Genomic DNA, 24,006 nt, shown 5'->3' with positions numbered 1-24,006 from the left:
GCGCGGCATGACGGTACTGGTGTTCGGCGGCAGCAGCCAGATCGGCCACTTCCTGTTGCCGCGCCTGCTCGCCAGCGGCGAGGCGGTGCTCGCGCTGAGCCGGCAGCCACGGCCCGCGCAGGCCGGGGTGACCTGGCTGCAGGGCACGTTGCCCGACCGCATGCCGAGGTTGCCGGAGCTGTCGGCGATCATCAGCTTCGGCCCGCTGCAGGGGCTGGCCGACTGGCTGGCGCAGGCGACTCTGGCCGACGCGCCGCGGGTGGTCGCGACCAGCTCGATGAGCGCCGAGAGCAAGCGCGATTCCGGCGTACCGGCCGAGCGCGCCCTGGCGCGCCGGCTGCGCGACGGCGAGGCGGCGCTGGCGGCCGCCTGCGAGCGCCACGGCTGCGCCTGGACCGTGCTGCGGCCCACCCTGGTCTACGGTGCCGGGCTGGACAAGAGCCTCACCCCGATCGCCCGCCGCGCGATGCGGCTGCGGCTGTTTCCGTTGCCGTCCGGGCGCGGCCTGCGCCAGCCGGTGCACGCGGACGACATCGCGCAGGCGGTGCTGGCCGCGCTGGAGTGCCCGGCGGCGGCCGGGCGCATCCTGCCGATCGGCGGCGGCGAGCGGCTGCGTTCCGGCGAGATGTTCGCGCGGGTGCGCCGCAGCCTGCCGCGGGCCACCGTGCCGTTGCCGCTGCCGGCCTGGCTGCTGCGGCTGGGCCAGCGCGCGCTGCCGCCGCTGCGCGGTCCGCTGAGCCGGCTGGACAGCGACCTGGTCGCCGACAACGGCGAGCTGCAGCGCCTGCTCGGCATGCGTCCGCGCCCGTTCCGCCCCGACGCCGCGATGTGGCAGCCGCCTGCGTAGGAGCGCACCCTGTCCACCAGGGCCTTCCTTCGGTCGCGCGCGATGTTCCGGTGTCGAACGGGGCCAAGAGCCTCGCGCACAGGGTGCGCTGCTGCGGGTTCTCCAATACCTTGATTGCCCGCGTTCGGCCACGAAACCGCCCGCTGCGTTCATATGCCCGCGGGGTAGCAGGCCCTATGATCGAACCACTCGATAGCCGGATTCCCCCGCGTTGGCCTTCTTGACCCGTACTCGCGCCTTGGCGCGCCGCAGCTGGCCGTGGTTGCGCATCCCGTTCTGGATCGGCATGGGCCTGCTGTTCGGCTTCGTGCTGCCGTACACGCTGGTGCTGAACAAGCGGGTGCAGGACCGCTTCAACGAGCTGGTGTTCGCCATCCCCACCCGGGTCTACGCGCGGCCGCTGCCGCTGGCGGCCGGCACGCCGATGACGAACGCGGCGCTGGAACTGGAACTGACCTTCGCCGGCTACAGCAACGACGGCAAGGGCCAGGTCGCCGGCAGCTGGGTGAAGCAGGGCGCGCGCTACACCATCGCCTCGCGCGGCTACGCCGGTCCGGACGGCGGCGAGCTGCCCAAGCGCATCCGCGTCACGCTGGGCCAGGGCACGGTGCGGTCGGTGCAGGACGCGACCAGCGGCAAGCCGATCGAGCTGGCCCACCTGGACCCGGCACGCATCGCCACGCTGTACGGCGCCAGCCAGGAGGAACGCCGCTTCGTGCGCCTGGCCGACGTGCCGCCGCTGCTGGTCAGCGGCCTGCAGGCGGTCGAGGATCGCGACTTCAACCACCACATCGGCATCGACCTGAGCGCGATCGCGCGCGCTGCGTTCGCCAACCTGCGTGCCGGGCACACCGTGCAGGGCGGCTCCACGCTGACCCAGCAGCTGGTGCGCAACCTGTTCCTCAGCCGCGACCAGAACCTCACGCGCAAGATCAACGAGGCGCTGATGTCGTTGCTGCTGGAGGCGCATTACAGCAAGGGGCGCATCCTCGAGGCCTACGTCAACGACGTGTTCCTCGGCCAGCAGGGCGGCCAGGCGGTGCACGGTTTCGCGGCGGCGTCGGAGTTCTACTTCGGGCGCCGGCTGGAAGACCTGCGGCCGCAGGAGATCGCGCTGCTGGTGGGCATGGTGAAGGGGCCGAGCTACTACGACCCGCGCCGCTCGCCGCAGCGCGCGCTGACCCGGCGCAACCTGGTGCTGCAGGAATTCTTCGAGACCCAGCTGATCAGCGCCACGCAGCTCAATGCCGCGCAGGCCGCGCCGCTGGACATCGTCAAGAACGGCCAGCTGCCGCACAACCGCTTCCCCGCCTTCATGGACCTGGTGCGCAAGCAGATCACCGCCGACTTCGACGAGCAGGCGCTGCGCGAGGGCAACCTGTCGATCTTCACCACGCTCGACCCGGCCGCCCAGCTGTACACCGAGCAGGCGATCACCAGCTCGCTGAAGGGTCTCGGCAAGCGCGGCGAAGGCGTGCAGGCGGCTGCGGTGGTGACCGATGCACACAGCGGCAGCGTGCTGGCCGTGGTCGGCAGCAAGACGCCGGGTGAGCAGGGCTTCAATCGCGCCCTGGACGCGCGCCGGCCGATCGGCTCGACGATCAAGCCGTTTGTCTACCTGGTGGCGCTGACCCAGCCCGGGCGCTGGAACCTGGCCAGCCTGATGGACGACAGCCCGGTCAGCCTGCGCCAGCCGGACGGCAGCTACTGGACGCCGCAGAACGACGACCATCGCAGCCACGACCCGCTGATCATGGTCGACGCGCTGGCGCACTCGTGGAACCTGGCCACCATCCATCTCGGGCTGCAGGTGGGGCTGCCGCGGATCCAGGCGTTCCTGAAATCGTTCGGCATCGGCGACATCAACCCCAGCCCGTCGCTGCTGATCGGTGCGCTCGACCTGGCGCCGTTGCAGCTGACCCAGCTGTACCAGTACCTCGCCGCCGATGGCCATGCGCTGCCGCTGGTGGCGGTGCGCGGCGTGCTCGACGGCAACGGCCGCACGATCAAGCGCTACCAGGTGCAGGGCGGGCCCGGCGAATACCAGGAGGCGGTGCGGCTGACCACCTGGGCGATGCAGCAGGTGGCCGAGTACGGCACCGCCAGCGCGCTCGGCAATTCCGCGCTGGCCTCGCTGCACGCCGCCGGCAAGACCGGCACCAGCAACGACATGCGCGACAGCTGGTTCGCCGGCTTCACCGGCGAGCACCTGGCGGTGTTCTGGATGGGCCGCGACGACAACAAGCCGACCACCCTGTTCGGCGCCAGCGGCGGCCTGCGCGCGTGGCGCGACCTGTTCGCCAAGCTGCCGAGCCGGCCGTTGTCGGCCGCGCCGGGCGACGGACTGGAGATGGCCTGGATCAACCCGTCCAGCGGCAGGCGCACCGAGCCGCAATGCGAAGGCGCGCAGCAGGTGCCGGTGATTGCCGGCACCGTGTCGGCCGACACCGAGGGCTGCTTCTGGCAAAGCCTGTTCGGTGGCGGCGATAATCCACCTTCCACCGGCGCGGCCACCGCCGTGCCCGACGTACCGAGCGGAAACTGATCATGCCGTACCCGAGCCAACGTTCCTTCCTGGCACCGCTGCTGCTGGCGACGAGCCTGCTGGCCGGCTGCGGCATGCTCGCCACCACGCCGCCGCCGGACACGCGCCCGTCGCCGCCGAGCTACGACCCGGTGGCCGCGATCCGTGCCGCCGGCGAGCGCGAAAAATCCGTCATCGACGTGAACCCGCTGCGCGACCCCGGCATCAGCGCGCTGCAGGATGCCGCCCGCCGCGACGAGCAGGTCGGCAAGTACGCCGATGCCGCGGCCACGCTGGACCAGGCGCTGAGGCTCAACCCGGATTCGCCCGACCTGCTGCAGGAACGCGCCGAGGTGGCGGTGCACCTGAAGGATTTCTCCGTCGCCGAGAAGCTGGCGCACAAATCGTGGTCGCTCGGCCCCAGACTCGGCCCGCTGTGCGCGCGCAACTGGCAGACCGTGGTGGAGATGCGCCTGCAGGCGCGCGATGCGAACGGCGCCGCCACCGCGCGCAAGTGGGTGACGCAGTGCCACAAGGCGGGCGTGCCGCGCTACTGAGCGAGCGGCGGGCAGGCCGCAGCGCGGTCCGCGGGTGTCAGAAGGTCGCCGCCAGTACCAGCACGATACCCACGATGCTCGCCGCCCAGATCAGCGTGCGCAGGTACGGGATGCCGGCGGCATAGGCCGGCACGTAGGCCACGCGCGCCCAGAAGTAGAGCTGCGCGCCCAGCACGGTGAGGTGGTCGTGGCGCTGCAGCAGATGCGCGGCGAGCACCACGGCGACGAAGAACGGGAAGGTTTCCAGGAAATTCGCGCTGGCGCGCTGCAGGCGGCCGCCGATGCCGCTGAGCGGCGGCTTGGCTTCGTCGCGGGGACTGGCGGTCCAGCCCAGTCCGCGCTGGCCGACCGTGCAGGTGGCGGCAAGCGCGACCTGCACCAGTCCCAGCACCACGCTCCACATCAGCATGCACAGTTCAGTCGTCACGGCACTTCTCCCCTGGTGGTGCCGGCATGGTGGCGCATGCACGCGGCGGCCGCCAGTGGCCGCCGGAAGCGCTTACGCTGCGTGCCTGGTGCGGGGGCGGGCGAGGAACTGCTCGACCCGTTCCAGCGGGATGCGGTCGCCAGCATCGTGGCCGTAGTACGCCTGCACGATGCAGCCGCGCTCGTCGATCAGGAAGTCGGCCGGCATCAGGTTGCCGGTGTTGAGGCCGGCCAGGCCGACCAGGCGCATGCCCTTCCACAGGGTCGGCACGCGCGTCACGACTGCCTTCAGCTTGCGCCACAGCGAGCGCTCGATGCCGTAGAGCTCGTGCGCGCTCGAGGTGGGGTCGGCGGCAATCTGGAACGGGCGCGGCCGGTGCCCGGCAAAGCGCAGCACGTCCGCCTGCGCGGCGCTGAACACGGCGACGATGTCCAGTCCGCGCGCGGCCAGTTCCGCGTACCGATTGGTCAACTCGTAGATGCGGAAATTGCAGAACGGGCAGGCGGCGTCGCGGAAGAACGACAGCAGGGTGAGGCGGCCGCGGCTGCTGGTCATGATCGGCTGGCCGTGGATGTCGACCAGGTCGAGCGCGGGTGCCGGCTCGGGTGCGAACAGTCTCACGTCGGTTCTCCTTGGTGGGCGCGGGCGCGGTGTCGACGAATGGATGTGCCGACACCGGTCGGGGTTCCCGCCGCCGCTTTGTCGCACGTGGCCGCTCCGCCATACTTGGCCGATGCATGACCTCGACGAGACCGAGTCCGACGACGCCGGCGCCCTGCTCGGTGCCGACGGCCCGTTCGCGCGCGAACTGCCGGACTTCGCGCCGCGGCTTGCCCAGCAGGTAATGGCGCGGGCGGTGCAGCAGGCGATCGTCGGGCGCGACACGCTGGTCGCCGAGGCCGGCACCGGCACCGGCAAGACCTACGCCTACCTGGTGCCGGCGCTGCGGTCAGGGGAGCGGGTGATCATCTCCACCGGCACCAAGGCGCTGCAGGACCAGCTCTACTTCCGCGACCTGCCGAAGGTGCGCTCGGTGCTCGGCGCACGCCTGAAGACGGCGCTGCTGAAAGGCCGCGCGAATTACCTGTGCCTGTACCGGCTCGAGCAGACCGTGCGCGAGGGCGCCAGCCTCGATCGCGCGCAGGCGGCGCAGCTGGCGACGATCCGTGCGTGGTCCGCACGCACCCGCCGCGGCGATCGCATGGAGCTGGCCGAGGTACCGGAAGAATCGCCGCTGTGGCCGCGCGTCACCTCCACCGCGGAAAACTGCCTCGGCGTGGAGTGCCCGTTCTACGACGACTGCCACGTGTTCAAGGCGCGCCGCGAGGCGATGGAGGCGGACGTGGTGGTGGTCAACCATCACCTGCTGTTCGCCGACCTCGCGCTGAAGCAGGAGGGCTTTGGCGAGATTCTTCCGGGCGCGGCCGCCTTCATCCTCGACGAGGCGCACCAGATTCCCGAACTGGCCGGCCAGTTCTTCTCGCAGAGCGTCAGCGCGCGCCAACTCACCGACATGGCGCAGGACACGCTGACCGAATGCAGCGGCGTCACCGGCGCGATCGGGTTGCTGCTGGAACCGGTCGAAGCGCTGCAGAACGCGCTGCGCAAGCTGCGCCTGGCAATGGATCCGTTGCCCTCGCGTGGTGCGTTCGCGCTGCTGGAGGATCGCGCCGAGGTGCGTGCCGCGCTGCACGAGCTGGGCGAACTGCTGGCGACGCTGGCCGAACTGCTTGCCTCGCAGGCCGAGCGCTCGCGCGGCCTTGCCAACCTGCACGAGCGCGCCGAACTGTTCGCCGAGCGGCTGCAGCGCGTCGTCGAAACGCACGGCGACCAGGACGTGCGCTGGTACGAAACCTTCCCGCGCGGCTTCGCGCTGTACGCCACGCCGCTGGACCTGGCCGCGCCGATGCGCGGCCTGCGCGAGCGCACCCAGGCGGCGTGGATCCACACCTCGGCCACGCTGTCGGTGGCCGGCAACTTCGATCATTTCGCGCGCCAGCTCGGCCTCGACGAGCCGCGGACGCTCTGCCTGGACAGTCCGTTCGACTACGCCCGCCAGGCGCTGTGCTACCTGCCGTCGGGATTGCCCGATCCGAACGCGCGCGACTACACCGAGCGGGTGATCGAGGCGGTGCTGCCGGTGCTGCACGCCTCCCGCGGCCGCGCCTTCCTGTTGTTCACCTCGCACCGCGCGCTGCGCCGCGCCGCCGAGTTGCTGCAGGACAAGGCGCCGTGGCCGCTGTTCGTGCAGGGCAGCGCGCCGCGGCCGCGGCTGCTGGAGGAGTTCCGCGCCAGCGGCCACGGCGTGCTGCTCGGTGCGGCCAGTTTCTGGGAAGGTGTCGATGTGGTCGGCGAGGCGCTCAGCGTGGTGGTGATCGACAAGCTGCCGTTCGCCGCGCCCGACGATCCGGTGCTGATGGCGCGCCTCGCCGCGCTGGAACAATCCGGCATCAACCCGTTCATGGGCTGGCAGGTGCCCAGCGCGGTGATCGCGCTGAAGCAGGGCGCCGGCCGCCTGATCCGCAGCGTGCACGACCGCGGCGTGCTGGTGCTGTGCGACCCGCGCCTCACCGGCAAGGGTTACGGCAAGCTGTTCCTCGCCAGCGTGCCGCCGATGCCGCGCACCCGCGAGCTGGCGGACGTGCAAGCCTTCTTCGATGATGCGTAGGAGCCCGCTCGCGGGCGATGCTGCTGATCTTGCGAATCCCGAATCCCAGCTTTCAAAGCATCGCCCGCGAGCGGGCTCCTGCCATCCAACAAGCGCGAGGCAACCATGGCCAAGGTCACCGGACTGGGCGGCATCTTCTTCAAGTCACGCGACCCCGCTGCACTGTCGGCGTGGTACGCGAAACACCTCGGCCTCGCCGCCGAGGAATGGGGCGGCGCCCGTTTCGACGAAAACGAACAACGCCCCGGCTACATGCTGTGGTCGCCGTTCGCCGCCGACACCGGCTACTTCGGCCCCAGCGCGCAGCCGTACATGATCAACTTCCGCGTCGACGATCTCGACGCGCTGCTGGCGCAGTTGCGCACCGCTGGCGCCAAAGTGGACGAACGCGTCGAGCAAAGCGAGTTCGGCTGCTTCGGCTGGGTCACCGACCCGGAAGGCACGCGCATCGAGCTGTGGCAGCCGCCGGCGTAGCGACGCGATTTCGCCGGTCGTGAGGCTGGCTCAAGCCACCGCGACCTCGACCGTCACGTGCACCAGCTCTTCGTGGATGGCCAACTCCCGGCGGACATCCTCCGCGCGGATGGCCGAGCTGGCGACCAGTCCGAGGATGCAGGCGTAGCTGTCGCGGCCGACGCGCCAGACGTGCAGGTCGCTGACCGCCGCCGTGGTGAAGCGCTGCCGCACCACGTCGCGGATTTCCTCCACCACCGGCTGGTCCATCTCGGCGTCCAGCAGGATCCGGCCGGATTCGCGCAGCAGCCCCCAGGCCCAGCGCGCCACCAGCACCGAACCCACGATGCCCATCGCCGGATCGAGCCACGCCGCGCCGTAAAGCTTGCCGCCGACCAGCGCGACGATGGCGAGCACCGAGGTGGCCGCGTCCGCGATGACGTGCAGGTAGGCCGCGCGCAGGTTCACGTCGTGGTGACGGTGGCCGGCATGCCCGTGCCCATGGGCATGCCCGTGATCGGGTCCATGCGCGTGCCCGTGCTCGTGGGGGTGTTCCCCCTTCAGCAGCCATGCGCACAGCAGGTTGACGCCCAGGCCGAGCACCGCGATCAGGATGGCGTCGTCGTACTGGATCGCCGCGGGCACGAACAGCCGTTCCAGCGACTGCACCATCATCAGTGCGGCGACCACGGCCAGCAGCAGGGCGCTGCTGTAGCCGCCGAGGATTTCGATCTTCCAGGTGCCGAAGGCGAAGCGGCCGTCCTTCGCGTAGCGCCGGGCCAGCACGTAGGCCATGACGGACAGCCCCATTGCCAGCGCATGCGAGCTCATGTGCCAGCCGTCGGCCAGCAGGGCCATCGAGTTCAGCCAGTAGCCGCCCACGATCTCCACCACCATCATCGCCGCCGTGATGAACACCACGTGCCGGGTGTTGCGCTCCGCCTTCGCGTCGGCGTGGTTGAACTGGTGGCTGTGGATGAACGGGGCGATGTCGGGAGCGGGCATGGTGCGTTCTCGGGTCGTATACTACCCCGTAGTATACGACCGACGGGCCGCCGCCATGTCCCACGTGCAGGAAAACCGCCGGAAACTGGTTGCCCGCGTGCGCCGCATCGGCGGCCAGCTGGCCTCGCTCGAACGTGCCATCGAGGGCGACGAGGAGTGCGGCGCGGTGCTGCAGCAGCTCGCCGCCGTGCGCGGCGCAGTCAACGGCCTGATCCTGCAGGTGATGGAAGGCCACCTGCGCGCCCACGTGGCCGGGAACGGCAACGCGAAACAGCAGGACGAGCTGCTGCCGGTGCTCGCCGTGCTGAGGAGCTACCTCAAGTAGCGGGTGCTCTACACTGCCGTCGGTATGCGGTGTGGCTGGAACATCATGGGGGTCTGATCAAACGCCACCCAACCGAACCGGTCGCATAGGCTCTGCACGAGCGACGAGTAGTCCGAGCGGAGAGAGCAGCGCAGGGCAAGCGAGCGCGTGGATCCCTCGCCAGGCTGGGAAAATTCAACCCAGCCGTTCTCCGTTTCGCCGGATGCCTCGGTGGGAGAAGACCAAGCCAACGAAGGCAGGGCTTGCTTCAGGCAGGTTGCAACTTCCTCGGCGCCGATAGGCGAAACCGACTCTGCGCTCAGATCGCTCGCGGAGAGCGGCAGCTCACTGGGCTTCAAGAACAGGTACGTCTTTGCCATGAAGCCTCCGCCGACGCCTGACGGGGTTGTAGAGGAACCTTCGTCGATCTTGCTTCAATGGCTGAAGGCGCACAAGGAGGTGGCACGATGCATTGCCGGCACGGCGGTCAACTCCCTCCGCCCCGGTTTTCGACAGGACACCTTGCCGGCGCACGTCGACTGCGTTCTAGTTGTTGCCCCTGTCATGCAACAGGAAGCCGACACCGTGTCCACCTACCATGGCACCAACGTTCCGCGGTATCTCTACCATGGCGTCCCGCTCGGTTGGCGCGCCGAGCAGATCGTGGCCGAGCATGCGCGGCTCGGTGGTGGCTTCGCGCTGGACATCCCGGTGCCGGTCGAGATCGAAGGCCCTTACTCGATTCCCGAACGGAAGGGTTGGCTGCACTACCGCGGGACCGTGCGTCGACTGGCCGAAGGCGTCCGGGCCGGTGATGCGGCTTGTGCGGAACTGGCCATCCGCTATATCGAGGTTCACTACATCGGTTCGTATGCCGGCTACCTGCACGCGCGGCTGGCCAGCGCTTTGAAGCACGCGACGCTTGATGCGGGGCAGCGCAGACGCCTCCACGACCACTTCGCCGCTTTGTGCCTGCGCGGCGAGCAGACCCACGAGTTCAAGGAATACTTCCGGTTGTGGCGCCGCATCGCGCACTTGTCCGAACTGGAAGGCGTCCTGGTCGCCATCCGCGCGTTGCCGGAAGGCGAGCGGCAGGCCGCATGGCTGGCCTCCAGGCTGGGCATGGAGCGGGGTAACGCGGCCACGAAGGCGGCAATGCCCTGAGCCAAACCCGAGGAACGGCAGCAAGATCCGGGTCAGGAACGGAGTCAAGTTCACTCTAGCCAGGCGAGAAGTCAGCCTGACTCCGCTATCGACCCTGTTATCGCAGATGCTCGCTGGAAACCCAGGCACGAACCCGGAAGACCAGGCATGTCCGTTGAACGAGGCGATCACGTCATCAACTGGTTCCAGGCCGGCGGGCAGCACTACGCGAGGTTCCGCCCGGAACACCCACCCGCCCTGGCCGCCTTCCTGGCGGCGGCCTCGCCCGACACCTGTTTCGCCGTCGATGTCGGCGGCGGCTCCGGCCAACTGGCGGCGCAGCTGGGCGCGCATTTCGACAGTGTGCTCGGCCTCGATCCCAGTGCCGACCAGATCGCGCATGCGCCCGTCAGCGAACCCGTGCGGTATGCCCAGGCATCCGCCGAACACCTGCCGGTGTCCGACCGCAGCACGAGCCTGGTGGCGGCCGCGCAGGCCGCGCACTGGTTCGACCTTCCCGCGTTTTACGCCGAGGTCAGGCGCATCGCGCGGGCAGGCGCCGTGCTGGCCCTCGTCAGTTACGGCGTGCCGAAGCTGGACGAGGAACTGGACGAGCGCTTCGCGCATTTTTACCGGAACGAGATCGGTCCATTCTGGCCACCGGAGCGACGGCGGGTCGACCGTGGCTACGCGGACCTCGATTTTCCCTTCGCGGAGTTCGCGCCGCCCGCGATGGCGATGCGCAAGGCGTGGTCGCTCGCCGAGCTCGTCGGCTACGTCTCGACCTGGTCGGCCGTGAAGCATGCCGTGAAGCAAGGCCACGGCCAAGTGATCGAGTGTTTCGTGATGGATCTGGCCACCCGCTGGGGCGACCCGGAAACGAGGCGGTCGGTGACCTGGCCGATCAACATGCGCACGGGCATCGTCTGAGTCCGGACGGGCCATGGGCGCCGCGCTCAACCGGGCGCGCGGCGGACAGTCCACCCCGGCTCCGCCAGCGCCTCCACCAGAAAATCCACCAGCCGCCGTGTCTTGATCGGCAGATGCTTGCGCGAGGGATACACCGCATGGATGCCGAGCGTCATCGCGCGCCAGGTCGGCATCAGTTCGACCAGGTCGCCGCGGCGCAGGTCGTCGGCGACGATGAAGTCCGGCTGCAGGATGATGCCCTGGTGCTCCAGTGCGGCGGCGCGGCAGGTGTCGCCGTTGTTGGCGTGGATGCGCGCGTGGGTGCGCACCACGGCGGGACCGCCGTCGGGTGCGATGAAGGTCCATTCGTCCCCGGCGGCGAAGTAGCTGTAGGAGATGACCTCGTGCTGCGCCAGCTCCTGCGGGTGCTGCGGCGTGCCGTGCCTGGCCAGGTAGGGCGGTGACGCGCAGGCGATCATGCGCGTCGAGGCGAGTTGCCGGCTGACCAGCTGCGAGCTGGGCAGGTTGGTGATGCGCACGGCCAGGTCGTAACCCTCCTCGACCAGGTCGACGACGCGATCGCTGAGTTCGATGTCCAGCGACACCTTCGGGTACAGCCGCGCGAAGCGCGGCCACAGCGGAGCCAGCTGCAGGATGCCGAAGCTGAGCGGTGCATTGATCCGCAGCCGCCCGCTGGGCTCGCCGCTGCGCGAGCTGATTTCCGATTCCGCCTCGTCGATCGCGGCCAGCATCTCCTTCGCGCGGGCGAAGAACAGCTGGCCGTCGTCGGTCAGCGACAGCCGCCGCGTAGTCCGCTGCAGCAGGCGCGCACCCAGGCGCTGTTCGAGCTCGGCGACGTGGCGCGACACCGCCGCCTTGGACAGGCCGCTCGCCTCCGCGGCGCCGACGAAGCTGCCGGCCTCGACCACGGCGACGAAGCTGGCCATTTCCTGGAATTTGTCCACGGCGCCTTCCTTTTGTATCGAATTACGAGACAGTCAGTCAATTAAGCGACAGTTTATCCACATCCAGTAGGTCAATAGAGTACTCCCCATGCCCGGATGCCCCGGGCACCCCACGGAGACCTCCATGAACATCACCCTGATCGGCACCGGCAACATGGGCTCGGCCCTTGCCAAGCAACTCACCCGCGCCGGCCACGCCGTGCGCATCACCGCACGCGACCCGGCCAAGGCGCAGGCGCTGGCCGCCGCCAACCCCGGCGCGGTGGCGGCGGCACCGGCCGACGCGCTGGCCGGTTCGGATGTCGTCATCGTGGCCACCGGTTACGCCGATGCGGTGCCGGCGCTGCGCTCGCTGGGTTCGCTGGCGGGCAAGGTGGTCATCGACATCACCAATCCGCTGACTGCCGACTACATGGGCCTCACCCTCGGCCACGACACCTCGGCCGCCGAGGAGATCGCCAAGGCCTTGCCCGAAGCCGAGGTGGTCAAGGCGTTGAACACGCTGTTCGCGCAGGTACTGGCCGACGGCCCGCAGTTTGCCGACGGCCAGGTGGCCCCCGCGTTCTTCGCCGGCGACAGCGAACGGGCGAAGCAGACTGCGAAGGCGCTGATCGAAAGCCTCGGCTTCGCGGCGATCGACGCCGGCCCGCTGAAGAACGCGCGCTATCTCGAACCGCTGGCCGCGCTGAACATCTACCTCGGCTACGGCGCCGGCCTGGGCACCTCGATGGCGCCGACCTGGATCCACAAGGCCTGACGCACCGCGCGTCGACCACTCATCGCCACTTTCCAAGGAATCCGCATGAACACCTCACTGACATTGTTCGGCCGCGTCGGCCTCTCGCTGATCTTCATCATCTCCGGCTGGGGCAAGATCGCCGCTTACGCTGGCACCCAGCAGTACATGGCATCCGCCGGCGTGCCGGGCAGCCTGCTGCCGCTGGTGATCGCACTGGAACTCGGCGGCGGCCTGGCCGTCCTCACCGGGGCGTTCACGCGCTGGATCGCGCTGGCGCTCGCCGCGTTCTCGCTGGCCAGTGCCGCCCTGTTCCACGCCCACCTCGGCGACGCCGCGCAGGCCATCAACTTCTGGAAGAACGTGGCGATGGCCGGCGGCTTCCTGATGCTCGCCGCCCAGGGTGCCGGTACGCTCAGCCTCGATCATCTGCGGAGCAAGCGCCGCAACGCCTGACTTTCACCGTGCCGTTCGATGCAGCGGGCGCAGCCGCGCCCGCTGCCCTTTTCAGGAATCGCCATGACCGCTCCCTCGATCTTCATCTCCCACGGCTCGCCGATGTTCGCGCTGGAACCGGGCCGGCTCGGCCCGAACCTGCGTGCCATCGGCCAGTCGCTGCATGGCATTACGGCCGTGCTGGTCGTGTCGCCGCACTGGCAGACCCGCGGCGTGCGCGTCGGCGCCAGCGCCGCACCGGAGACGATCCACGACTTCGGCGGCTTCCCGCCGCCGCTGTATCAACTGCAGTACCCCGTGCCGGGCACGCCGGCGCTGGCGCGGGACGCCGCGAACCTGCTCGCGCAGGCCGGTTTCGAGGTCGCGCTCGACGAACGCCGCGGCCTCGACCACGGTGCGTGGGTGCCGCTGCGCTACCTGTTTCCGCAGGCCGACGTGCCGGTGTTCCAGGTCTCGCTGCCGCAGCACATCGATGCGGCCGGCGCGTTGCGGCTGGGCCAGGCGCTGGCGCCGCTGCGCGAGCGCGGCGTGCTGGTGGTCGGTTCGGGCAGCCTCACCCACAACCTGTACGAGTTCCGCCAGGCCATCCGCGACCTGCAGTACGCGCAGCAATTCGTCGACTGGGTTCGCGCTGCGGTCGCCGCGCGTGATGTGGCCGCGCTGGTCGACTACCGCCGCCGCGCGCCGCATGCCGAACGCGCGCATCCGACCGAGGAACATTACCTGCCGCTGCTGGTGGCCGTGGGCGCCAGTGCCGGCACCGACACGGCGCGGCTGGTCGAAGGCGGCATGAGCTACGGCGTGCTGTCGATGGATTCGTTCGCGTTCGGCCTGCCGGACGCGGCCCATACCCCGCAGGAGCCTGCCGCATGAAGACCTTGTCACCATTGTCGGTCGATCCCGCCTTTGCGCTGGCGTTCCGCACGCTGCAACCGCTGCCGGCCAGGCCGACGTCGCTGCTGGTGCTGCTGCACGGCGTGGGCGGCAACGAGGGCAACCTCGCCGCGCTCGGCGCCGAGGCCGGCGGCGACACCCTGGTGGTGCTGCCGCGCGGCCCGATCGCGCTGGGGCCGCAGGCGTTCGGCTGGTTCCGCGTCGCCTTCAGCAGCAGCGGCCCGCAGATTGTGGCGAGTGAGGCCGACGCCAGCCGTCGCACATTGATCGACTTCATCGGGCAACTGCAGCAGGCGCACGGCATCGACGCGGCGCACACCGTCGTCGCCGGTTTCAGCCAGGGCGGCATCCTCAGCGCCAGCGTGGCATTGACCGCGCCCGAACGTGTCGCCGCATTCGCCGTGCTGGCTGGCCGGATCCTGCCGGAACTCGAAGCGCAGCTCGCCGACGCGCCACGCCTGTCCACGCTGCGCGGCTACATCGCGCATGGCACGCACGACGACAAGCTGCCGGTGGGCTGGGCGCAGCGGGCCAGCGACTGGCTCGACCGCCTCGGCGTCGAGCACCTGACGAAGCGCTATCCGGCCGGGCACGAACTTGGCGCGGCGATGCGCGCCGATTTCCTCGCCTGGCTGGCCCGCGACGACCAGCGCTGGAACCGGCCCGCCGCGGGGCAATAAGCCGGGCCGGGCAAGAACCTCCACCGTCCCGCGTGGCGGCATGCGTGGCGTGCAGACAGGCCATGGTCGCCCGGCTGCCCGCGTTTCGCCCGCACCTGCCCGCTGCCGCGCCGCGGGCGCTGCTGTGATCGGCACTCCGGATCAAGGGAGGGCTGCGAACATGGGCAAGTGGACACAGAGCGTGACCGCCAAGGTGCTGGGCATCGGCGTGCTGGCGTTGCTGATGACGATCCCGCTGCTGCAGGTGCGCGAGCTGGTGGGCGAGCGGCAGCAGTTGCGCGAGGGGGCGATCGCGCAGATCGCGCAGGGCTGGGGCGGCCAGCAGGTGCTGGGTGGCCCGGTGCTGGTGGTGCCGACGCTGCGCCAGGTGGCGCCGGATGGGCAGGCGGCGCCGCGCTGGCAGGCGGGCAGCGAGAGCGTGCTGGCCGACGCGCTGAAGCTGGACGTGGCGATGGCGGTGGAGACGCGCAGCTACGGCATCTACGCGGCGCCGGTGTTCGTCGCCACGGTGAAGCTCGGTGCGCAATTCCGCGCGCAGGACATCGCCCAGTATCGCCGCGCCAGCAATGCGATGTGGCAGGGCGGCAAGGCCGAGCTGCGGCTGCCGGTCGGCGACCTGCGCGGCCTGCAGGAGGTCACTGAGCTGCGCATCAACGGCCAGCCGGCACGCTTCGAATCGTCGGCCGACCGGCTCGGCAGCTGGCCGAACGTGGTGGTGCCGATCGACCTGGATGCGCTGGGCGAGCAGCCGATCGACGTGCAGATCGGCCTGAAGCTGGCCGGCACCGAGGCGCTGCAACTGCTGCCGCTGGCGCGCAGCACCGACGTGACGATACGCGCGCCGTGGCGTGATCCCAGCTTCGTCGGCGCGGCACTGCCGCTGGCGCGCAGCATCGACGGCCATGGCTTCAGCGCGCACTGGCATCTGCTCGACCTCAACCGCAGCTACGGTCAGCACTGGAGCGATGATGACAACATGCAGCCGGCGCTGCAGGCGTCGACCTTCGGCGTGCAGCTGTACCAGCCGGTCGACGTGTATCAGCGCAACGTGCGCGCGGGGAAATACGGGCTGCTGTTCATCGCGATGACCTTCGTGGCGTTCTTCCTGTTCGAGGTGCTCAAGCGGCTGCGCGTGCACCCGGTGCAATACCTGCTGGTGGGCGCGGCGTTGGCCACGTTCTACGTGGTGCTGCTGGCGCTGTCCGAGCAGATCGGTTTCGGTCCGGCCTACGCGCTGGCCGCCGCTGCGGTGGCCGTGCTGGTGGGCGGTTACGCGATGGCGGTGTTGCGTGCGCGGCGCGCCGGACTGCTGCTGGGCGGTGTGCTGGGGCTGATCTACGCGATGCTGTACGGGCTGATCGCGGCCGAGCAGTACGCGCTGCTGATCGGCGCGCTGGTGCTGCTGGCGATGGTTGCGCTGATGATGTACCTGACCCGCCGCATCGACTGGTACGCGTACGTAACGACGTCATCCGAACCGACCGAGCCGCCAGCCGCTATCATGGAGCGATCATGAACCTGCTCGCGATCGAAACCGCCACCGAAGCCTGCTCCGTCGCCCTGATCCACGGCGACGAACTGATCGCCCGCAGCGAGATCGCGCCGCGCCGGCACACCGAGCTGGTGTTGCCGATGGCCGACGCATTGCTGGCCGAAGCCGGCATCGGCCGCCATGCGCTGGACGCGATCGCAGTGGGCCGCGGCCCCGGCGCGTTCACTGGCGTGCGCCTGGCCGTCTCGCTGGCGCAGGGCATGGCGCTGGCGCTGGACCTGCCGGTGATCACTGTCTCCTCGCTGGCCGCACTGGCGCTGGAAGCGCCGGAGGAAGCGGGCACCGCCATCCTCGCCGTGATCGACGCGCGCATGGGCGAGATCTACGCCGCCTGCTACCGCCGCGACGACGGCGGCGGTCTGCTCGCGCTGGACGAGGAACGCATCTGCACCGCCGAGACGCTGGTGTTGCCCGAAGCCGGCGCCTGGCAGGTCGTCGGCAGCGGCTGGGCCAGCTACGCCACTGCGTTGTCGCAGCGCCTCACCGGCACCTTGCATTCCGCCGACGGCCTGCGCTACCCGCAGGCCGCGCACGTTGCCGAATTGGCGCTGCGCGAGTTCGAGGCGGGTCATACGCAGGCACCGGAACTGGCCTTGCCGGTCTATCTGCGCGACAAGGTGGCGTTGACACTGGTGGAGCAGGGCAAGGCTTGAGCCATCTGCCGGTTTCGATTCCGAGCTGGTAGCGAAGCCGAATACGTGTCGGGGCAGATGATCCTGGACTGTCGGAAGGGGGCGTATGCAAGTCAGGTATCAGTATCGATGTGATGTCGAATACTTCAGGGCCGTGATTGATCGGCAGTATCGGCAAGGCCCTTGGCTATTCAGGCTGCCCGTTCAGTTCGGCGTGATCGGCTTGGCATGCGCAACGGCTTTTGCCGCAAGAGCCGACACTTCCATGGCATCGCGGGCCGGGTTGTTCGTCATGATCCTCGGCCTGGTCGCCGCGGTTGGAGTCTGGGCGACCAAACAGAGCCTCATGATGAAATTTCGACGCAAGCCCGGTTTTGGGGCCGCGGTGGCAGTGTCGATTTCGGATGCCGGTGTCGAAGTGGATGGCAACCAGTCCCGGTCGAAGCTGGAATGGTCAACCTATCCTGCCGCCGTCCGCTTCAACGACGGAATCCTGCTGAAAAGACCGCACTCCATAAGGTGGTTGCCGGATTCGGCAATTGTCGATGGCAGTGCGGCAGACGCCACGGAACTGGTTGCTTCGAAGACCTGTCTTCGCCAGGTTCGATAGTCGCGGTTGTTGTCGGGCACATCCGGCTTGGCGGCTGCCTACGGCCTGGCAGCACGTATTCCGGGGATGCTGCGCCGCGTGCAGCATCCCCGGCGAAGCATCAAAGCCTCCCGATCACCAACTGCACTGCCAGGCTGCTGACCGACACCGCCGCCCACACGCCCAGCCCCAGCAGGATCGGCCGAGCGCCGCTGGACACCATTCGGCGCAGGTTCGCCGACAGGCCGATCGCGGTGAGCGCCACGATGATCAGGAATTCGGCCAGCATGTGCAGCGCGGGCTGGATCGCGACAGGGATCAGGCCGGCGGTGCGCACGGCCGAGGCGACCAGGAACCACAGGATGAACCACGGGAAGATGCGGCGAAGGCTGAAGTCGGCGGCGCCGTGCTTCTTTTCGCGCGCGGCCACCGCGAAGGCCAGCACCAGGCAGACCGGGATGATCAGCGTGGCACGGGTCAGCTTGACGATGGTGGCGTAGTCGCCGGCGGCGTGGCTGTAGCTGTAGCCGGCGGCGACCACCGAGGAGGTGTCGTTGATCGCGGTACCGGCCCACAGGCCGAAACCCAGGTCGGACAGGTGCAGCAGGTGGCCGAGCAGCGGGAACAGCAGCACGGCGACCAGGTTGAACAGGAAGATGGTGGAGATCGCGAATGCGGTGTCGTGCTCGTCGGGCTTGATGATCGGCGTCACCGCGGCGATCGCCGAGCCGCCGCAGATCGCGGTGCCGACGCCGATCAGCACCATCAGCTTGTCGTGCACGCCGAGCCAGCGGCCGAGCCCCCACGCGGCGAGAAAGGCCACGCTCATCGTCACCAGGGTCACCGACAAGGATTCGAGGCCGGTCTTCGCCACCTGGTCGAGGCTGAGCCCGAAGCCCAGCGCGATGATCGACCACTGCAGCACCTTCTTGCCGGCGAACGCGATGCCCGGGTTGAAGCGTTCGCCCGGCGACAGCAGGTTGCGCACCAGGATGCCGAGCACGATGCCGATCACCGGCCCGCCGATCAGCGGCGCCAGGCGCCCCAGCCACAGCGCCAGCAGGCCGATCGCCAGCGCCAGCAGCAGGCCGGGCGTGCGTTGCCTGAGCAGCGAAGAAGGAGTGGGCAGGGTCGAGGTGTTCATGCGTGGGCTCCGGCAATCGCGCCATTGTCCGCCCGCATGGCGATCAGGAAAATTTGGAATATATGATCGAATGTATAAGGCAAGCTGATAAAATCGGTCGATGGTCAACATCAGCCCGCGCCAGCTGGACGTGTTCGTGCAGATCGCGCTGCACGGCAGCGTGCGCGCCGCCGCCGAACGCCTGCACCTGACTCAGCCGGCGGCCAGCATGGCGCTGGCGGAGATGGAGCGGCAGCTGGATGCGCCGCTGTTCGACCGCGAACGCGGCCGCCTGCGCCTGAACGCGCGAGGCCGCGAACTGCTGCCGCTGGCGCAGGAGCTGCTGGAGCGGCACGCGGAATTCGGCCGCCGCGGGCGTGAGGAAGGCGCGGCGCTCTCCGGCGAGCTGCGCATCGGCGCCAGCAACACGGTGGGCAATTACCTGGTCGGCGAGCTGCTCGGCGGTTTCGTGCGCGCGCATCCGCAGGTGGCGATCCGCCTGCGCGTGGCGAATACCGAGACGATCGCCGCCGCCATGCTCGAGCACAGCCTGGACATCGGCTGCGTCGAAGGTCCGGTGGCGCATCCGTTGCTGGAGGTGCGCCCGTGGCGCGACGACCGACTGGTGGTGTGCGCCCCGCCGGAACACCCGTTGGCGCGCCGGCGCGGCCTGAAGCCCGCGGATTTCGCCGGCGCACGCTGGGTGCTGCGCGAGCCTGGCTCGGCCACGCGCGCCACCAGCGAACGCGTGCTGGCGCAATTGCCGCCGGGCGAAACCGTGCTGGAACTCGATCAGATCGAGGCGATCAAGCAGGCCGTGGTAGCCGGCCTCGGCATCGCCTGCCTGCCGGCGGTGGCGGTGACCGATGCATTGGCGACCGGACGGCTGAAGGCGCTGAAGACGCCGTTCCTCGACCTGCGCCGCAAGCTCTCGCTGCTGTTGCACCGGCGCCAGTACCGCGGCGCGTTGCTGGACGCGTTCCTCGAGGGGATCGACCCGAGCCGTGGCCGCTGAGCCGGCGGCAGGCCATCCCTGGCCTGCGCGCGCCGGGACTCATTGCTTCATCGCCACGAACGACATATGGCTGCCGTGGAGTTTGTCGTCGACCGCGATGGTCATGCTCTTGCCGTCGGCGGCGACGGTCATCTTCGCCACGCTGATGACCTTGCCGTCGCGCTTGGCGGTCTCCTGCACGGTGCGCCGGCCGAGCTTTTTCACCGCGACGCTGGTGGTGCCGGGATCGCCCTGGTAGGGCGTGTCGCTGCCGTCCATCTTCGCGCTGTACGACTCGCCGGTGGGCGTATGCATGTGGAGTGTGTCGCCATCGACCTTGTAGCTGCGGGTGAGCGCGTTGTCCGAGACGCTGCCGTAGCTTTTGGTGCGCCACGAGCCGGAAATCGCGTGCGCACCGGCCGGCCCCTTCGCCACGCGCAGCATGGTGCCGTTGCCGGTGACCGGGGCGGTGCTGTCGCCGCGGTTTTCGGTGAACTCGAAGTTTGCCGTCTTGCCGTCGGCGGCCACGGTCATGGTCGAGTCCGCGATGACCTTGCCGGCCTTCTTGTCGATCTCGTGGATCGCGTGATCGTCGACGACGCTGACCGCCATCGTGTCGTAGTACGGATGGCCGCTGACCGGCTGGTCGCTGCCATCGGCCTTCACGCTGACCGGCGGAACGCAGCTCTTGCAGTGGTACATGCCGTCCTGCAGCAGCAGGACGTCCGGCTTCTTCGGCATCTCGACCTTGTTCAGGTCGATTTTCCAGGTGCCGTCGAAGGCGCTCTGCGCCAGCGCCGGCGCGGGCATCAGGCTTGCTCCCAGCAATACGCCCAGAACTGCAGCGGCAAGTGACTTGTTCATGATGACACTCCCCATGGCCATGGATCGGTTCGATGAGATGCGGAGTTGTCGTGCCGATTCCGGGCGGCGATGCATGGCACACAACGACTGCCCCTGAACCAGCGAGCCTGCGCCGGCGGATGTAAAACGCGGGACAACGATGCGTGACGAAGCGGCGGCGCGGCCGGGTTTCAGTGCGCGGTGGCCGCGTCCACGATCTGGTTCAGCATCGCCTCGGCCTGCTCGTGGGTAGGCGCCCGCAGCAACCGGGGCAGGTGGCGGCGCAGATGGGCGTAGTCGAGCGTGGCGAGGCGGTCGCGCACCTGCAGGATCTGCGCCGGGTGCATGCTGAATTCGTCGAGCCCGAGCAGCAGCAGCAGCGCGGTGAAGTTCACGTCGCCGGCGATCTCGCCGCACAGGCTGACCGGCTTCTTCGCGCGACGGCCGGAAGTGAGCACGTGCGAGATCAGCCGCAGCAGCGCCGGCTGCAGCGGGTTGTAGATGTTCTCCAGCGCGTCGTTGCCGCGGTCGGCGGCGAGCACGTACTGTGCCAGGTCGTTGGTGCCGACGGCGAGGAAGTCGGCGTGCTCCAGCAGGGCGCGCACGTTGATCGCCGCCGCCGGCACCTCGATCATCGCGCCCAGCGGCAATTTCTCCGGCAGGTCGATGGCCTCGCGCTTGAGGTCCTGGCGCGCCAGCTTGAACAGCGTGCGTACCGCGATCAGTTCGTCCGGCTGGGTCACCATCGGCACCAGCACGCGCACCGGACCGTAGCAGGCGGCGCGCAGGATCGCGCGGATCTGCGTAGTGAACACCGCCGGGTAGCGCAGCGACAGGCGCACGCCGCGCACGCCGAGCGCGGGGTTGTCCTCGCCGCGCAGGGTGAGGCCGGCGGCGTCGGCCTTGTCGGCGCCCAGGTCCAGCGTGCGGATGGTCACCGGCAGGCCGCCCATGCCCATCACCAGATCGCGGTAGGCGATGAACTGCTCGTCTTCCGACGGCAGGCCCTTGTGCTTGAGGAACAGGAACTCGGTGCGGTACAGGCCCACGCCGTCGGCGCCGCGGGCGCGCGCCAGCGCCACGTCGGCCGGCGTCTCGGCGTTCGCCAGCAGGGCGATCTCGACGCCGTCGCGGGTGCGCGTGGGCGCATTCGCCAGCTTCGCCAGCCGCCGGCCTTCGGCCGCCGCCTCGCGCTGCCAGGAGCGGTAGCGCGACAGGTCCTGCGCGGCCGGATGCACGACTGCTTCGCCGCGCTCGGCGTCGAGCAGGATCAGGTCGTCGTCGTGGATGTTGGACAGCGCGTCGCGGGTGCCGACCAGCATCGGCAGGCCCAGGCTGCGCGCCAGGATCGCGCTGTGCGAGTACGCGCTGCCGGAACTGGCGACCACGCCGAGCAGGCCGTTGCCGGCCAGCTGCGCCATGTCGCCCGGCGCAATGCTGTCGGCGATCAGGATCTCGCCCACGCGCGCGGCCAGCTTGCGCTCCTCCGGACTGGTCTGCCGCTGCAGCGCGGAAATCACCCGGTTGATCACCTGCTCGACGTCTTCCTTGCGGCTGCGCAGGTAGGGGTCGTCCATCGCCTCGAACACTGCGGACAGCCGGTCGCGCTGCTTCTTCAGCGCGGCGCCGGGGCGGTAGCGGCCGATCCGCACCAGATCGTCCAGTCCGCGCAACAGCTCGGCGTCGTCCAGCAGCAGGCTGTGCGCGTCGATGAATTCGTTGACCTCGCGCGCCAGCGCGCCGTGCAGCTTGCCGCGCAGCTCGCGCAGTTCCTGTCGCGCGGTGTCCAGCGCCTGGCGCAGCTTGGCCAGCTCGCCCTCGATCTCTTCCTCGGCCAGCGGCCGGGTGTCGACGATGTAGCGGCTGGGCTGCACCAGCCGTGCCCGGCCAAGCGCCATGCCGTGCGCGGCGATGGTGCCGGTGAGGAGGTGTCTCACGCTTGGCCTCCGTGGGGACCAGGCGCGGGAGTAGGGAGCAGGGAACGGCGAATAGGCAAAGCGGACAGCACGGTGCCTGCAGGAAGCGGGGTGCTCGCGCGCCCCCTGCTTTTCCCGATTCCCGATTCCCTGTTTCCGATTCCCTGCATCTCATGCTCCCTCGTCGAACTTGCGCTCGAACAGCGCGACCACCGCATCCAGCGCGGCCTCCTCGTCGGGGCCCTCGACGCGCACGGTCAGCGGGCTGCCAAGGCCGGCGGCCAGCATCATCACGCCCATGATGCTTTGCGCGTTGACCTCGCGGCCCTTGCTGAGCAGCCACACGGTGGATTTGAAACCCTGCACCAGTTGTACCAGCTTGGCCGAGGCGCGGGCGTGCAGACCCAGCCGGTTGGTGATGACGATCTCCTTTTCAAGCATGATGGCAGTCAGGCATGGTCGATGAAGATTCCCCCGCGGCCACCGCTGGCCGCGATCTCGGCCAGTTCGTCCAGTGGTTTTTCCGCATAGTTGAGTACGCGCAGCAGCATCGGCAGGTTGAGGCCGGAGACGCAGCGAAGATGCACGCCGAGCGCGCCCAGCGACAGGCCGATGTTGCACGGCGTGGCGCCGTACAAGTCGGCCAGCACCAGTACGCCGGCACCGGTATCGAGCTCGCGCGCGTGGCGCGCGGTGAGCTGGCGCATCACGTCCGGATCCGACTCGGGCGGGATTTCCACCGCCGCCACCTGCAGCGGCAGCCGCGGCATCACGTGGTGCGCGGCGGAGATCAGCGCCTGGCCGACCGCCTCGTGGGTCATCAGCAGTACGCCGACGCTCATGGCCGGCGGCCCGAAGTGTTTGCAGGAGTCGTCATCGTCACTCCAGCTCGCGATGGAAGGTGAGCACGCCTTCGCGATGGCTGCGGTAGTGCGCGGCGAGCTTCTCGACCAGGTAGACCGAGCGATGGCGGCCGCCGGTGCAACCGATCGAGATGGTCACGTAGCTGCGGTCGTCCTGTTCGAAGCGCGGCAGCCAGGCGTCCAGCCAGCGTGCGGTGTCGGCGAAGTATTCGCCGACCAGCGGCGCGGCGTCGAGGAACTCGCGCACCGGTGCGTCCTTGCCCGACAGCGGGCGCAGGCGCGGCTCCCAGTGCGGGTTCGGCAGGCAGCGTGCGTCGAACACGAAGTCCGCGTCCAGCGGCAGCCCGCGCCTGAACGCGAACGACTGGAACATCAGCGTGAGCCCTTCGGTGGCCTGCGCGTAGCCGGTGGCGACCAGCCGGCGCAGCTGGTGCACGTTGAGCTCGCTGGAGTCGATCACCTTCTCGGCGATCGCGATCAGCGGGCGCAGCAGCCGGCGCTCCTCGACGATCGCGTCGGCCAGCGACACGCCGCGGGTGGCCAGCGGATGGCGGCGGCGGGTTTCCGAATAGCGCTTGATCAGCACGTCGTCGCGGCAGTCCAGGAAGATCAGGTGCACCTGCACGCCGGCGCCGGCCAGCTCCGACAGCACAGTCGGCATGTGCGCGAAATCGGTGCCGCGGTTGCGCACGTCCACGCCCACCGCGATGCGCCGCGGCCGACCGCGGCGGTCGCCGCTGGTGGCGGCGTTGACCAATTGCGGCAGCAGTACCGACGGCAGGTTGTCGACGCAGTAGAACTCCAGGTCCTCCAGCGCGCGCAGCGCCACCGTCTTGCCGCCGCCGGACATGCCGGTCAGCACGATCAGGTGGATCTCGTGCGGGTCGGCCAGCGTGCCGGGCGGGCGGGTGTCGTCGCTCATGCTT

Annotated in this window: 27 protein-coding genes; 16 read left to right on the top strand and 11 right to left on the bottom strand. The window is 69.3% G+C overall.

Translation table 11 applies throughout. The features are described 5' to 3' along the window. The first annotated feature begins 7 nt into the window (after positions 1-7). From R2APBS1_RS15390 to R2APBS1_RS15380, 3 genes are all read left to right on the top strand, one after another. Positions 8-847 carry an NAD-dependent epimerase/dehydratase family protein gene (locus R2APBS1_RS15390; RefSeq protein WP_015448634.1) on the top strand — a complete coding sequence of 280 codons (840 nt, stop codon included), beginning with the start codon at positions 8-10 and terminating at the stop codon, positions 845-847. 211 nt (positions 848-1,058) lie between these two features. Further along, positions 1,059-3,392 (top strand): penicillin-binding protein 1B, encoded by a 2,334-nt coding sequence (mrcB, locus tag R2APBS1_RS15385; protein ID WP_007511637.1) that lies wholly within the window; start codon positions 1,059-1,061, stop codon positions 3,390-3,392. Positions 3,393-3,394: 2 nt separating this feature from the next. Next, positions 3,395-3,928 carry a tetratricopeptide repeat protein gene (locus tag R2APBS1_RS15380; protein WP_015448633.1) on the top strand — a complete coding sequence of 178 codons (534 nt, stop codon included), beginning with the start codon at positions 3,395-3,397 and terminating at the stop codon, positions 3,926-3,928. Between the two features lie 37 nt (positions 3,929-3,965). On the opposite strand, the gene R2APBS1_RS15375 is transcribed toward R2APBS1_RS15380, so the two are convergent. Continuing rightward, on the bottom strand, positions 3,966-4,355 hold the full coding sequence (locus R2APBS1_RS15375) for an MAPEG family protein (RefSeq protein ID WP_015448632.1): 390 nt from the start codon (positions 4,353-4,355) through the stop codon (positions 3,966-3,968). 72 nt (positions 4,356-4,427) lie between these two features. Further along, complete coding sequence (locus tag R2APBS1_RS15370) at positions 4,428-4,976, bottom strand: redoxin domain-containing protein (protein WP_015448631.1); 549 nt, start codon at positions 4,974-4,976, stop codon at positions 4,428-4,430. A 112-nt stretch (positions 4,977-5,088) separates the two neighbouring features. Here R2APBS1_RS15370 and yoaA point away from each other — a divergent pair, with 112 nt between their 5' ends. Further along, positions 5,089-7,023 carry a DNA repair helicase YoaA gene (gene yoaA, locus R2APBS1_RS15365; protein WP_015448630.1) on the top strand — a complete coding sequence of 645 codons (1,935 nt, stop codon included), beginning with the start codon at positions 5,089-5,091 and terminating at the stop codon, positions 7,021-7,023. 105 nt (positions 7,024-7,128) lie between these two features. Beyond that, positions 7,129-7,497, top strand: coding sequence for a VOC family protein (locus R2APBS1_RS15360; protein WP_015448629.1), 369 nt, complete (start codon positions 7,129-7,131; stop codon positions 7,495-7,497). Between the two features lie 30 nt (positions 7,498-7,527). Here R2APBS1_RS15360 and dmeF read toward each other — a convergent pair whose 3' ends face one another. Continuing rightward, positions 7,528-8,481 carry a CDF family Co(II)/Ni(II) efflux transporter DmeF gene (dmeF, locus tag R2APBS1_RS15355; protein ID WP_015448628.1) on the bottom strand — a complete coding sequence of 318 codons (954 nt, stop codon included), beginning with the start codon at positions 8,479-8,481 and terminating at the stop codon, positions 7,528-7,530. Positions 8,482-8,536: 55 nt separating this feature from the next. Here dmeF and R2APBS1_RS15350 point away from each other — a divergent pair, with 55 nt between their 5' ends. Further along, the gene (locus R2APBS1_RS15350; protein WP_007511623.1) at positions 8,537-8,806 is read left to right on the top strand and encodes a metal/formaldehyde-sensitive transcriptional repressor; all 270 of its coding nucleotides are present in this window, start codon (positions 8,537-8,539) and stop codon (positions 8,804-8,806) included. Positions 8,807-8,814: 8 nt separating this feature from the next. Here R2APBS1_RS15350 and R2APBS1_RS15345 read toward each other — a convergent pair whose 3' ends face one another. After that, positions 8,815-9,165 carry a hypothetical protein gene (locus tag R2APBS1_RS15345; protein ID WP_015448627.1) on the bottom strand — a complete coding sequence of 117 codons (351 nt, stop codon included), beginning with the start codon at positions 9,163-9,165 and terminating at the stop codon, positions 8,815-8,817. Here R2APBS1_RS15345 and R2APBS1_RS15340 point away from each other — a divergent pair. Together R2APBS1_RS15340 and R2APBS1_RS15335 are read left to right on the top strand one after the other, a co-directional pair. Further along, positions 9,164-9,949 carry a hypothetical protein gene (locus R2APBS1_RS15340; protein ID WP_155950943.1) on the top strand — a complete coding sequence of 262 codons (786 nt, stop codon included), beginning with the start codon at positions 9,164-9,166 and terminating at the stop codon, positions 9,947-9,949. The two genes, R2APBS1_RS15345 and R2APBS1_RS15340, sit on opposite strands and share 2 nt — an antisense overlap. A gap of 147 nt (positions 9,950-10,096) precedes the next feature. Then, complete coding sequence (locus tag R2APBS1_RS15335; protein WP_015448625.1) at positions 10,097-10,858, top strand: class I SAM-dependent methyltransferase; 762 nt, start codon at positions 10,097-10,099, stop codon at positions 10,856-10,858. Positions 10,859-10,884: 26 nt separating this feature from the next. Here the strand turns inward: R2APBS1_RS15335 and R2APBS1_RS15330 are convergent, their stop codons facing one another. After that, complete coding sequence (locus R2APBS1_RS15330; protein ID WP_015448624.1) at positions 10,885-11,802, bottom strand: LysR family transcriptional regulator; 918 nt, start codon at positions 11,800-11,802, stop codon at positions 10,885-10,887. A 124-nt stretch (positions 11,803-11,926) separates the two neighbouring features. Here R2APBS1_RS15330 and R2APBS1_RS15325 point away from each other — a divergent pair, with 124 nt between their 5' ends. The 7 genes from R2APBS1_RS15325 (at position 11,927) to R2APBS1_RS20260 (ending at position 17,362) form a co-directional block, all read left to right on the top strand. After that, complete coding sequence (locus R2APBS1_RS15325) at positions 11,927-12,559, top strand: NADPH-dependent F420 reductase (RefSeq protein WP_015448623.1); 633 nt, start codon at positions 11,927-11,929, stop codon at positions 12,557-12,559. Between the two features lie 45 nt (positions 12,560-12,604). Next, entirely contained in the window at positions 12,605-12,994 is a 390-nt protein-coding gene (locus tag R2APBS1_RS15320) for a DoxX family protein (protein ID WP_015448622.1), read from the top strand. Positions 12,995-13,057: 63 nt separating this feature from the next. After that, a complete protein-coding gene (locus R2APBS1_RS15315; RefSeq protein WP_015448621.1) occupies positions 13,058-13,867 on the top strand; it encodes a DODA-type extradiol aromatic ring-opening family dioxygenase in 810 nt (269 codons plus the stop codon). Further along, a complete protein-coding gene (locus R2APBS1_RS15310; RefSeq protein WP_015448620.1) occupies positions 13,864-14,568 on the top strand; it encodes an alpha/beta hydrolase in 705 nt (234 codons plus the stop codon). Before R2APBS1_RS15315 ends, R2APBS1_RS15310 begins: the two co-directional genes overlap by 4 nt. Positions 14,569-14,728: 160 nt before the next feature. Next, complete coding sequence (gene creD / locus R2APBS1_RS15305) at positions 14,729-16,084, top strand: cell envelope integrity protein CreD (RefSeq protein WP_015448619.1); 1,356 nt, start codon at positions 14,729-14,731, stop codon at positions 16,082-16,084. Further along, the gene (gene tsaB, locus R2APBS1_RS15300) at positions 16,081-16,773 is read left to right on the top strand and encodes a tRNA (adenosine(37)-N6)-threonylcarbamoyltransferase complex dimerization subunit type 1 TsaB (RefSeq protein ID WP_015448618.1); all 693 of its coding nucleotides are present in this window, start codon (positions 16,081-16,083) and stop codon (positions 16,771-16,773) included. Before creD ends, tsaB begins: the two co-directional genes overlap by 4 nt. Positions 16,774-17,044: 271 nt before the next feature. Then, a complete protein-coding gene (locus tag R2APBS1_RS20260) occupies positions 17,045-17,362 on the top strand; it encodes a hypothetical protein (RefSeq protein ID WP_157769759.1) in 318 nt (105 codons plus the stop codon). 100 nt (positions 17,363-17,462) lie between these two features. Here R2APBS1_RS20260 and R2APBS1_RS15290 read toward each other — a convergent pair whose 3' ends face one another. Then, positions 17,463-18,485 carry a YeiH family protein gene (locus tag R2APBS1_RS15290; protein ID WP_007511603.1) on the bottom strand — a complete coding sequence of 341 codons (1,023 nt, stop codon included), beginning with the start codon at positions 18,483-18,485 and terminating at the stop codon, positions 17,463-17,465. Between the two features lie 100 nt (positions 18,486-18,585). Here R2APBS1_RS15290 and R2APBS1_RS15285 point away from each other — a divergent pair, with 100 nt between their 5' ends. After that, positions 18,586-19,479 carry a LysR family transcriptional regulator gene (locus R2APBS1_RS15285; protein ID WP_015448616.1) on the top strand — a complete coding sequence of 298 codons (894 nt, stop codon included), beginning with the start codon at positions 18,586-18,588 and terminating at the stop codon, positions 19,477-19,479. A gap of 39 nt (positions 19,480-19,518) precedes the next feature. Here R2APBS1_RS15285 and R2APBS1_RS15280 read toward each other — a convergent pair whose 3' ends face one another. From R2APBS1_RS15280 to rapZ, 5 genes are all read right to left on the bottom strand, one after another. Next, complete coding sequence (locus tag R2APBS1_RS15280) at positions 19,519-20,322, bottom strand: hypothetical protein (protein WP_236126964.1); 804 nt, start codon at positions 20,320-20,322, stop codon at positions 19,519-19,521. Between the two features lie 170 nt (positions 20,323-20,492). Next, on the bottom strand, positions 20,493-22,238 hold the full coding sequence (ptsP, locus tag R2APBS1_RS15275; protein ID WP_015448614.1) for a phosphoenolpyruvate--protein phosphotransferase: 1,746 nt from the start codon (positions 22,236-22,238) through the stop codon (positions 20,493-20,495). A 150-nt stretch (positions 22,239-22,388) separates the two neighbouring features. Then, entirely contained in the window at positions 22,389-22,658 is a 270-nt protein-coding gene (locus tag R2APBS1_RS15270) for an HPr family phosphocarrier protein (protein WP_015448613.1), read from the bottom strand. Between the two features lie 8 nt (positions 22,659-22,666). Beyond that, positions 22,667-23,059, bottom strand: coding sequence for a PTS sugar transporter subunit IIA (locus tag R2APBS1_RS15265; protein ID WP_007511595.1), 393 nt, complete (start codon positions 23,057-23,059; stop codon positions 22,667-22,669). Positions 23,060-23,096: 37 nt separating this feature from the next. Continuing rightward, positions 23,097-24,002: an RNase adapter RapZ gene (rapZ, locus tag R2APBS1_RS15260; RefSeq protein WP_007511593.1), complete on the bottom strand. Its 906-nt coding sequence runs from the start codon at positions 24,000-24,002 to the stop codon at positions 23,097-23,099. Positions 24,003-24,006: the final 4 nt, after the last annotated feature.

Source organism: Rhodanobacter denitrificans, assembly GCF_000230695.2.
Taxonomy (GTDB): Bacteria; Pseudomonadota; Gammaproteobacteria; order Xanthomonadales; family Rhodanobacteraceae; genus Rhodanobacter; species Rhodanobacter denitrificans.
Note: the sequence above shows the minus strand (reverse complement) of the source record. Positions and strands in the feature narration are given on the sequence as shown.

What these genes read in the sequence shown, in the direction of transcription:
- R2APBS1_RS15280 (WP_236126964.1), bottom strand. Translation starts at nt 20,322, where the DNA reads ATGAACAAGTCACTTGCCGCTGCAGTTCTGGGCGTATTGCTGGGAGCA.
- R2APBS1_RS15380 (WP_015448633.1), top strand. Translation starts at nt 3,395, where the DNA reads ATGCCGTACCCGAGCCAACGTTCCTTCCTGGCACCGCTGCTGCTGGCG.
- R2APBS1_RS15325 (WP_015448623.1), top strand. Translation starts at nt 11,927, where the DNA reads ATGAACATCACCCTGATCGGCACCGGCAACATGGGCTCGGCCCTTGCC.
- R2APBS1_RS15340 (WP_155950943.1), top strand. Translation starts at nt 9,164, where the DNA reads ATGAAGCCTCCGCCGACGCCTGACGGGGTTGTAGAGGAACCTTCGTCG.
- R2APBS1_RS15345 (WP_015448627.1), bottom strand. Translation starts at nt 9,165, where the DNA reads ATGGCAAAGACGTACCTGTTCTTGAAGCCCAGTGAGCTGCCGCTCTCC.
- R2APBS1_RS15265 (WP_007511595.1), bottom strand. Translation starts at nt 23,059, where the DNA reads ATGAGCGTCGGCGTACTGCTGATGACCCACGAGGCGGTCGGCCAGGCG.
- R2APBS1_RS15290 (WP_007511603.1), bottom strand. Translation starts at nt 18,485, where the DNA reads ATGAACACCTCGACCCTGCCCACTCCTTCTTCGCTGCTCAGGCAACGC.
- tsaB (WP_015448618.1), top strand. Translation starts at nt 16,081, where the DNA reads ATGAACCTGCTCGCGATCGAAACCGCCACCGAAGCCTGCTCCGTCGCC.
- creD (WP_015448619.1), top strand. Translation starts at nt 14,729, where the DNA reads ATGGGCAAGTGGACACAGAGCGTGACCGCCAAGGTGCTGGGCATCGGC.
- R2APBS1_RS20260 (WP_157769759.1), top strand. Translation starts at nt 17,045, where the DNA reads ATGATCCTCGGCCTGGTCGCCGCGGTTGGAGTCTGGGCGACCAAACAG.
- dmeF (WP_015448628.1), bottom strand. Translation starts at nt 8,481, where the DNA reads ATGCCCGCTCCCGACATCGCCCCGTTCATCCACAGCCACCAGTTCAAC.
- yoaA (WP_015448630.1), top strand. Translation starts at nt 5,089, where the DNA reads ATGCATGACCTCGACGAGACCGAGTCCGACGACGCCGGCGCCCTGCTC.
- R2APBS1_RS15390 (WP_015448634.1), top strand. Translation starts at nt 8, where the DNA reads ATGACGGTACTGGTGTTCGGCGGCAGCAGCCAGATCGGCCACTTCCTG.
- R2APBS1_RS15285 (WP_015448616.1), top strand. Translation starts at nt 18,586, where the DNA reads ATGGTCAACATCAGCCCGCGCCAGCTGGACGTGTTCGTGCAGATCGCG.
- R2APBS1_RS15335 (WP_015448625.1), top strand. Translation starts at nt 10,097, where the DNA reads ATGTCCGTTGAACGAGGCGATCACGTCATCAACTGGTTCCAGGCCGGC.
- R2APBS1_RS15310 (WP_015448620.1), top strand. Translation starts at nt 13,864, where the DNA reads ATGAAGACCTTGTCACCATTGTCGGTCGATCCCGCCTTTGCGCTGGCG.
- R2APBS1_RS15270 (WP_015448613.1), bottom strand. Translation starts at nt 22,658, where the DNA reads ATGCTTGAAAAGGAGATCGTCATCACCAACCGGCTGGGTCTGCACGCC.
- R2APBS1_RS15320 (WP_015448622.1), top strand. Translation starts at nt 12,605, where the DNA reads ATGAACACCTCACTGACATTGTTCGGCCGCGTCGGCCTCTCGCTGATC.
- R2APBS1_RS15350 (WP_007511623.1), top strand. Translation starts at nt 8,537, where the DNA reads ATGTCCCACGTGCAGGAAAACCGCCGGAAACTGGTTGCCCGCGTGCGC.
- rapZ (WP_007511593.1), bottom strand. Translation starts at nt 24,002, where the DNA reads ATGAGCGACGACACCCGCCCGCCCGGCACGCTGGCCGACCCGCACGAG.
- R2APBS1_RS15360 (WP_015448629.1), top strand. Translation starts at nt 7,129, where the DNA reads ATGGCCAAGGTCACCGGACTGGGCGGCATCTTCTTCAAGTCACGCGAC.
- R2APBS1_RS15315 (WP_015448621.1), top strand. Translation starts at nt 13,058, where the DNA reads ATGACCGCTCCCTCGATCTTCATCTCCCACGGCTCGCCGATGTTCGCG.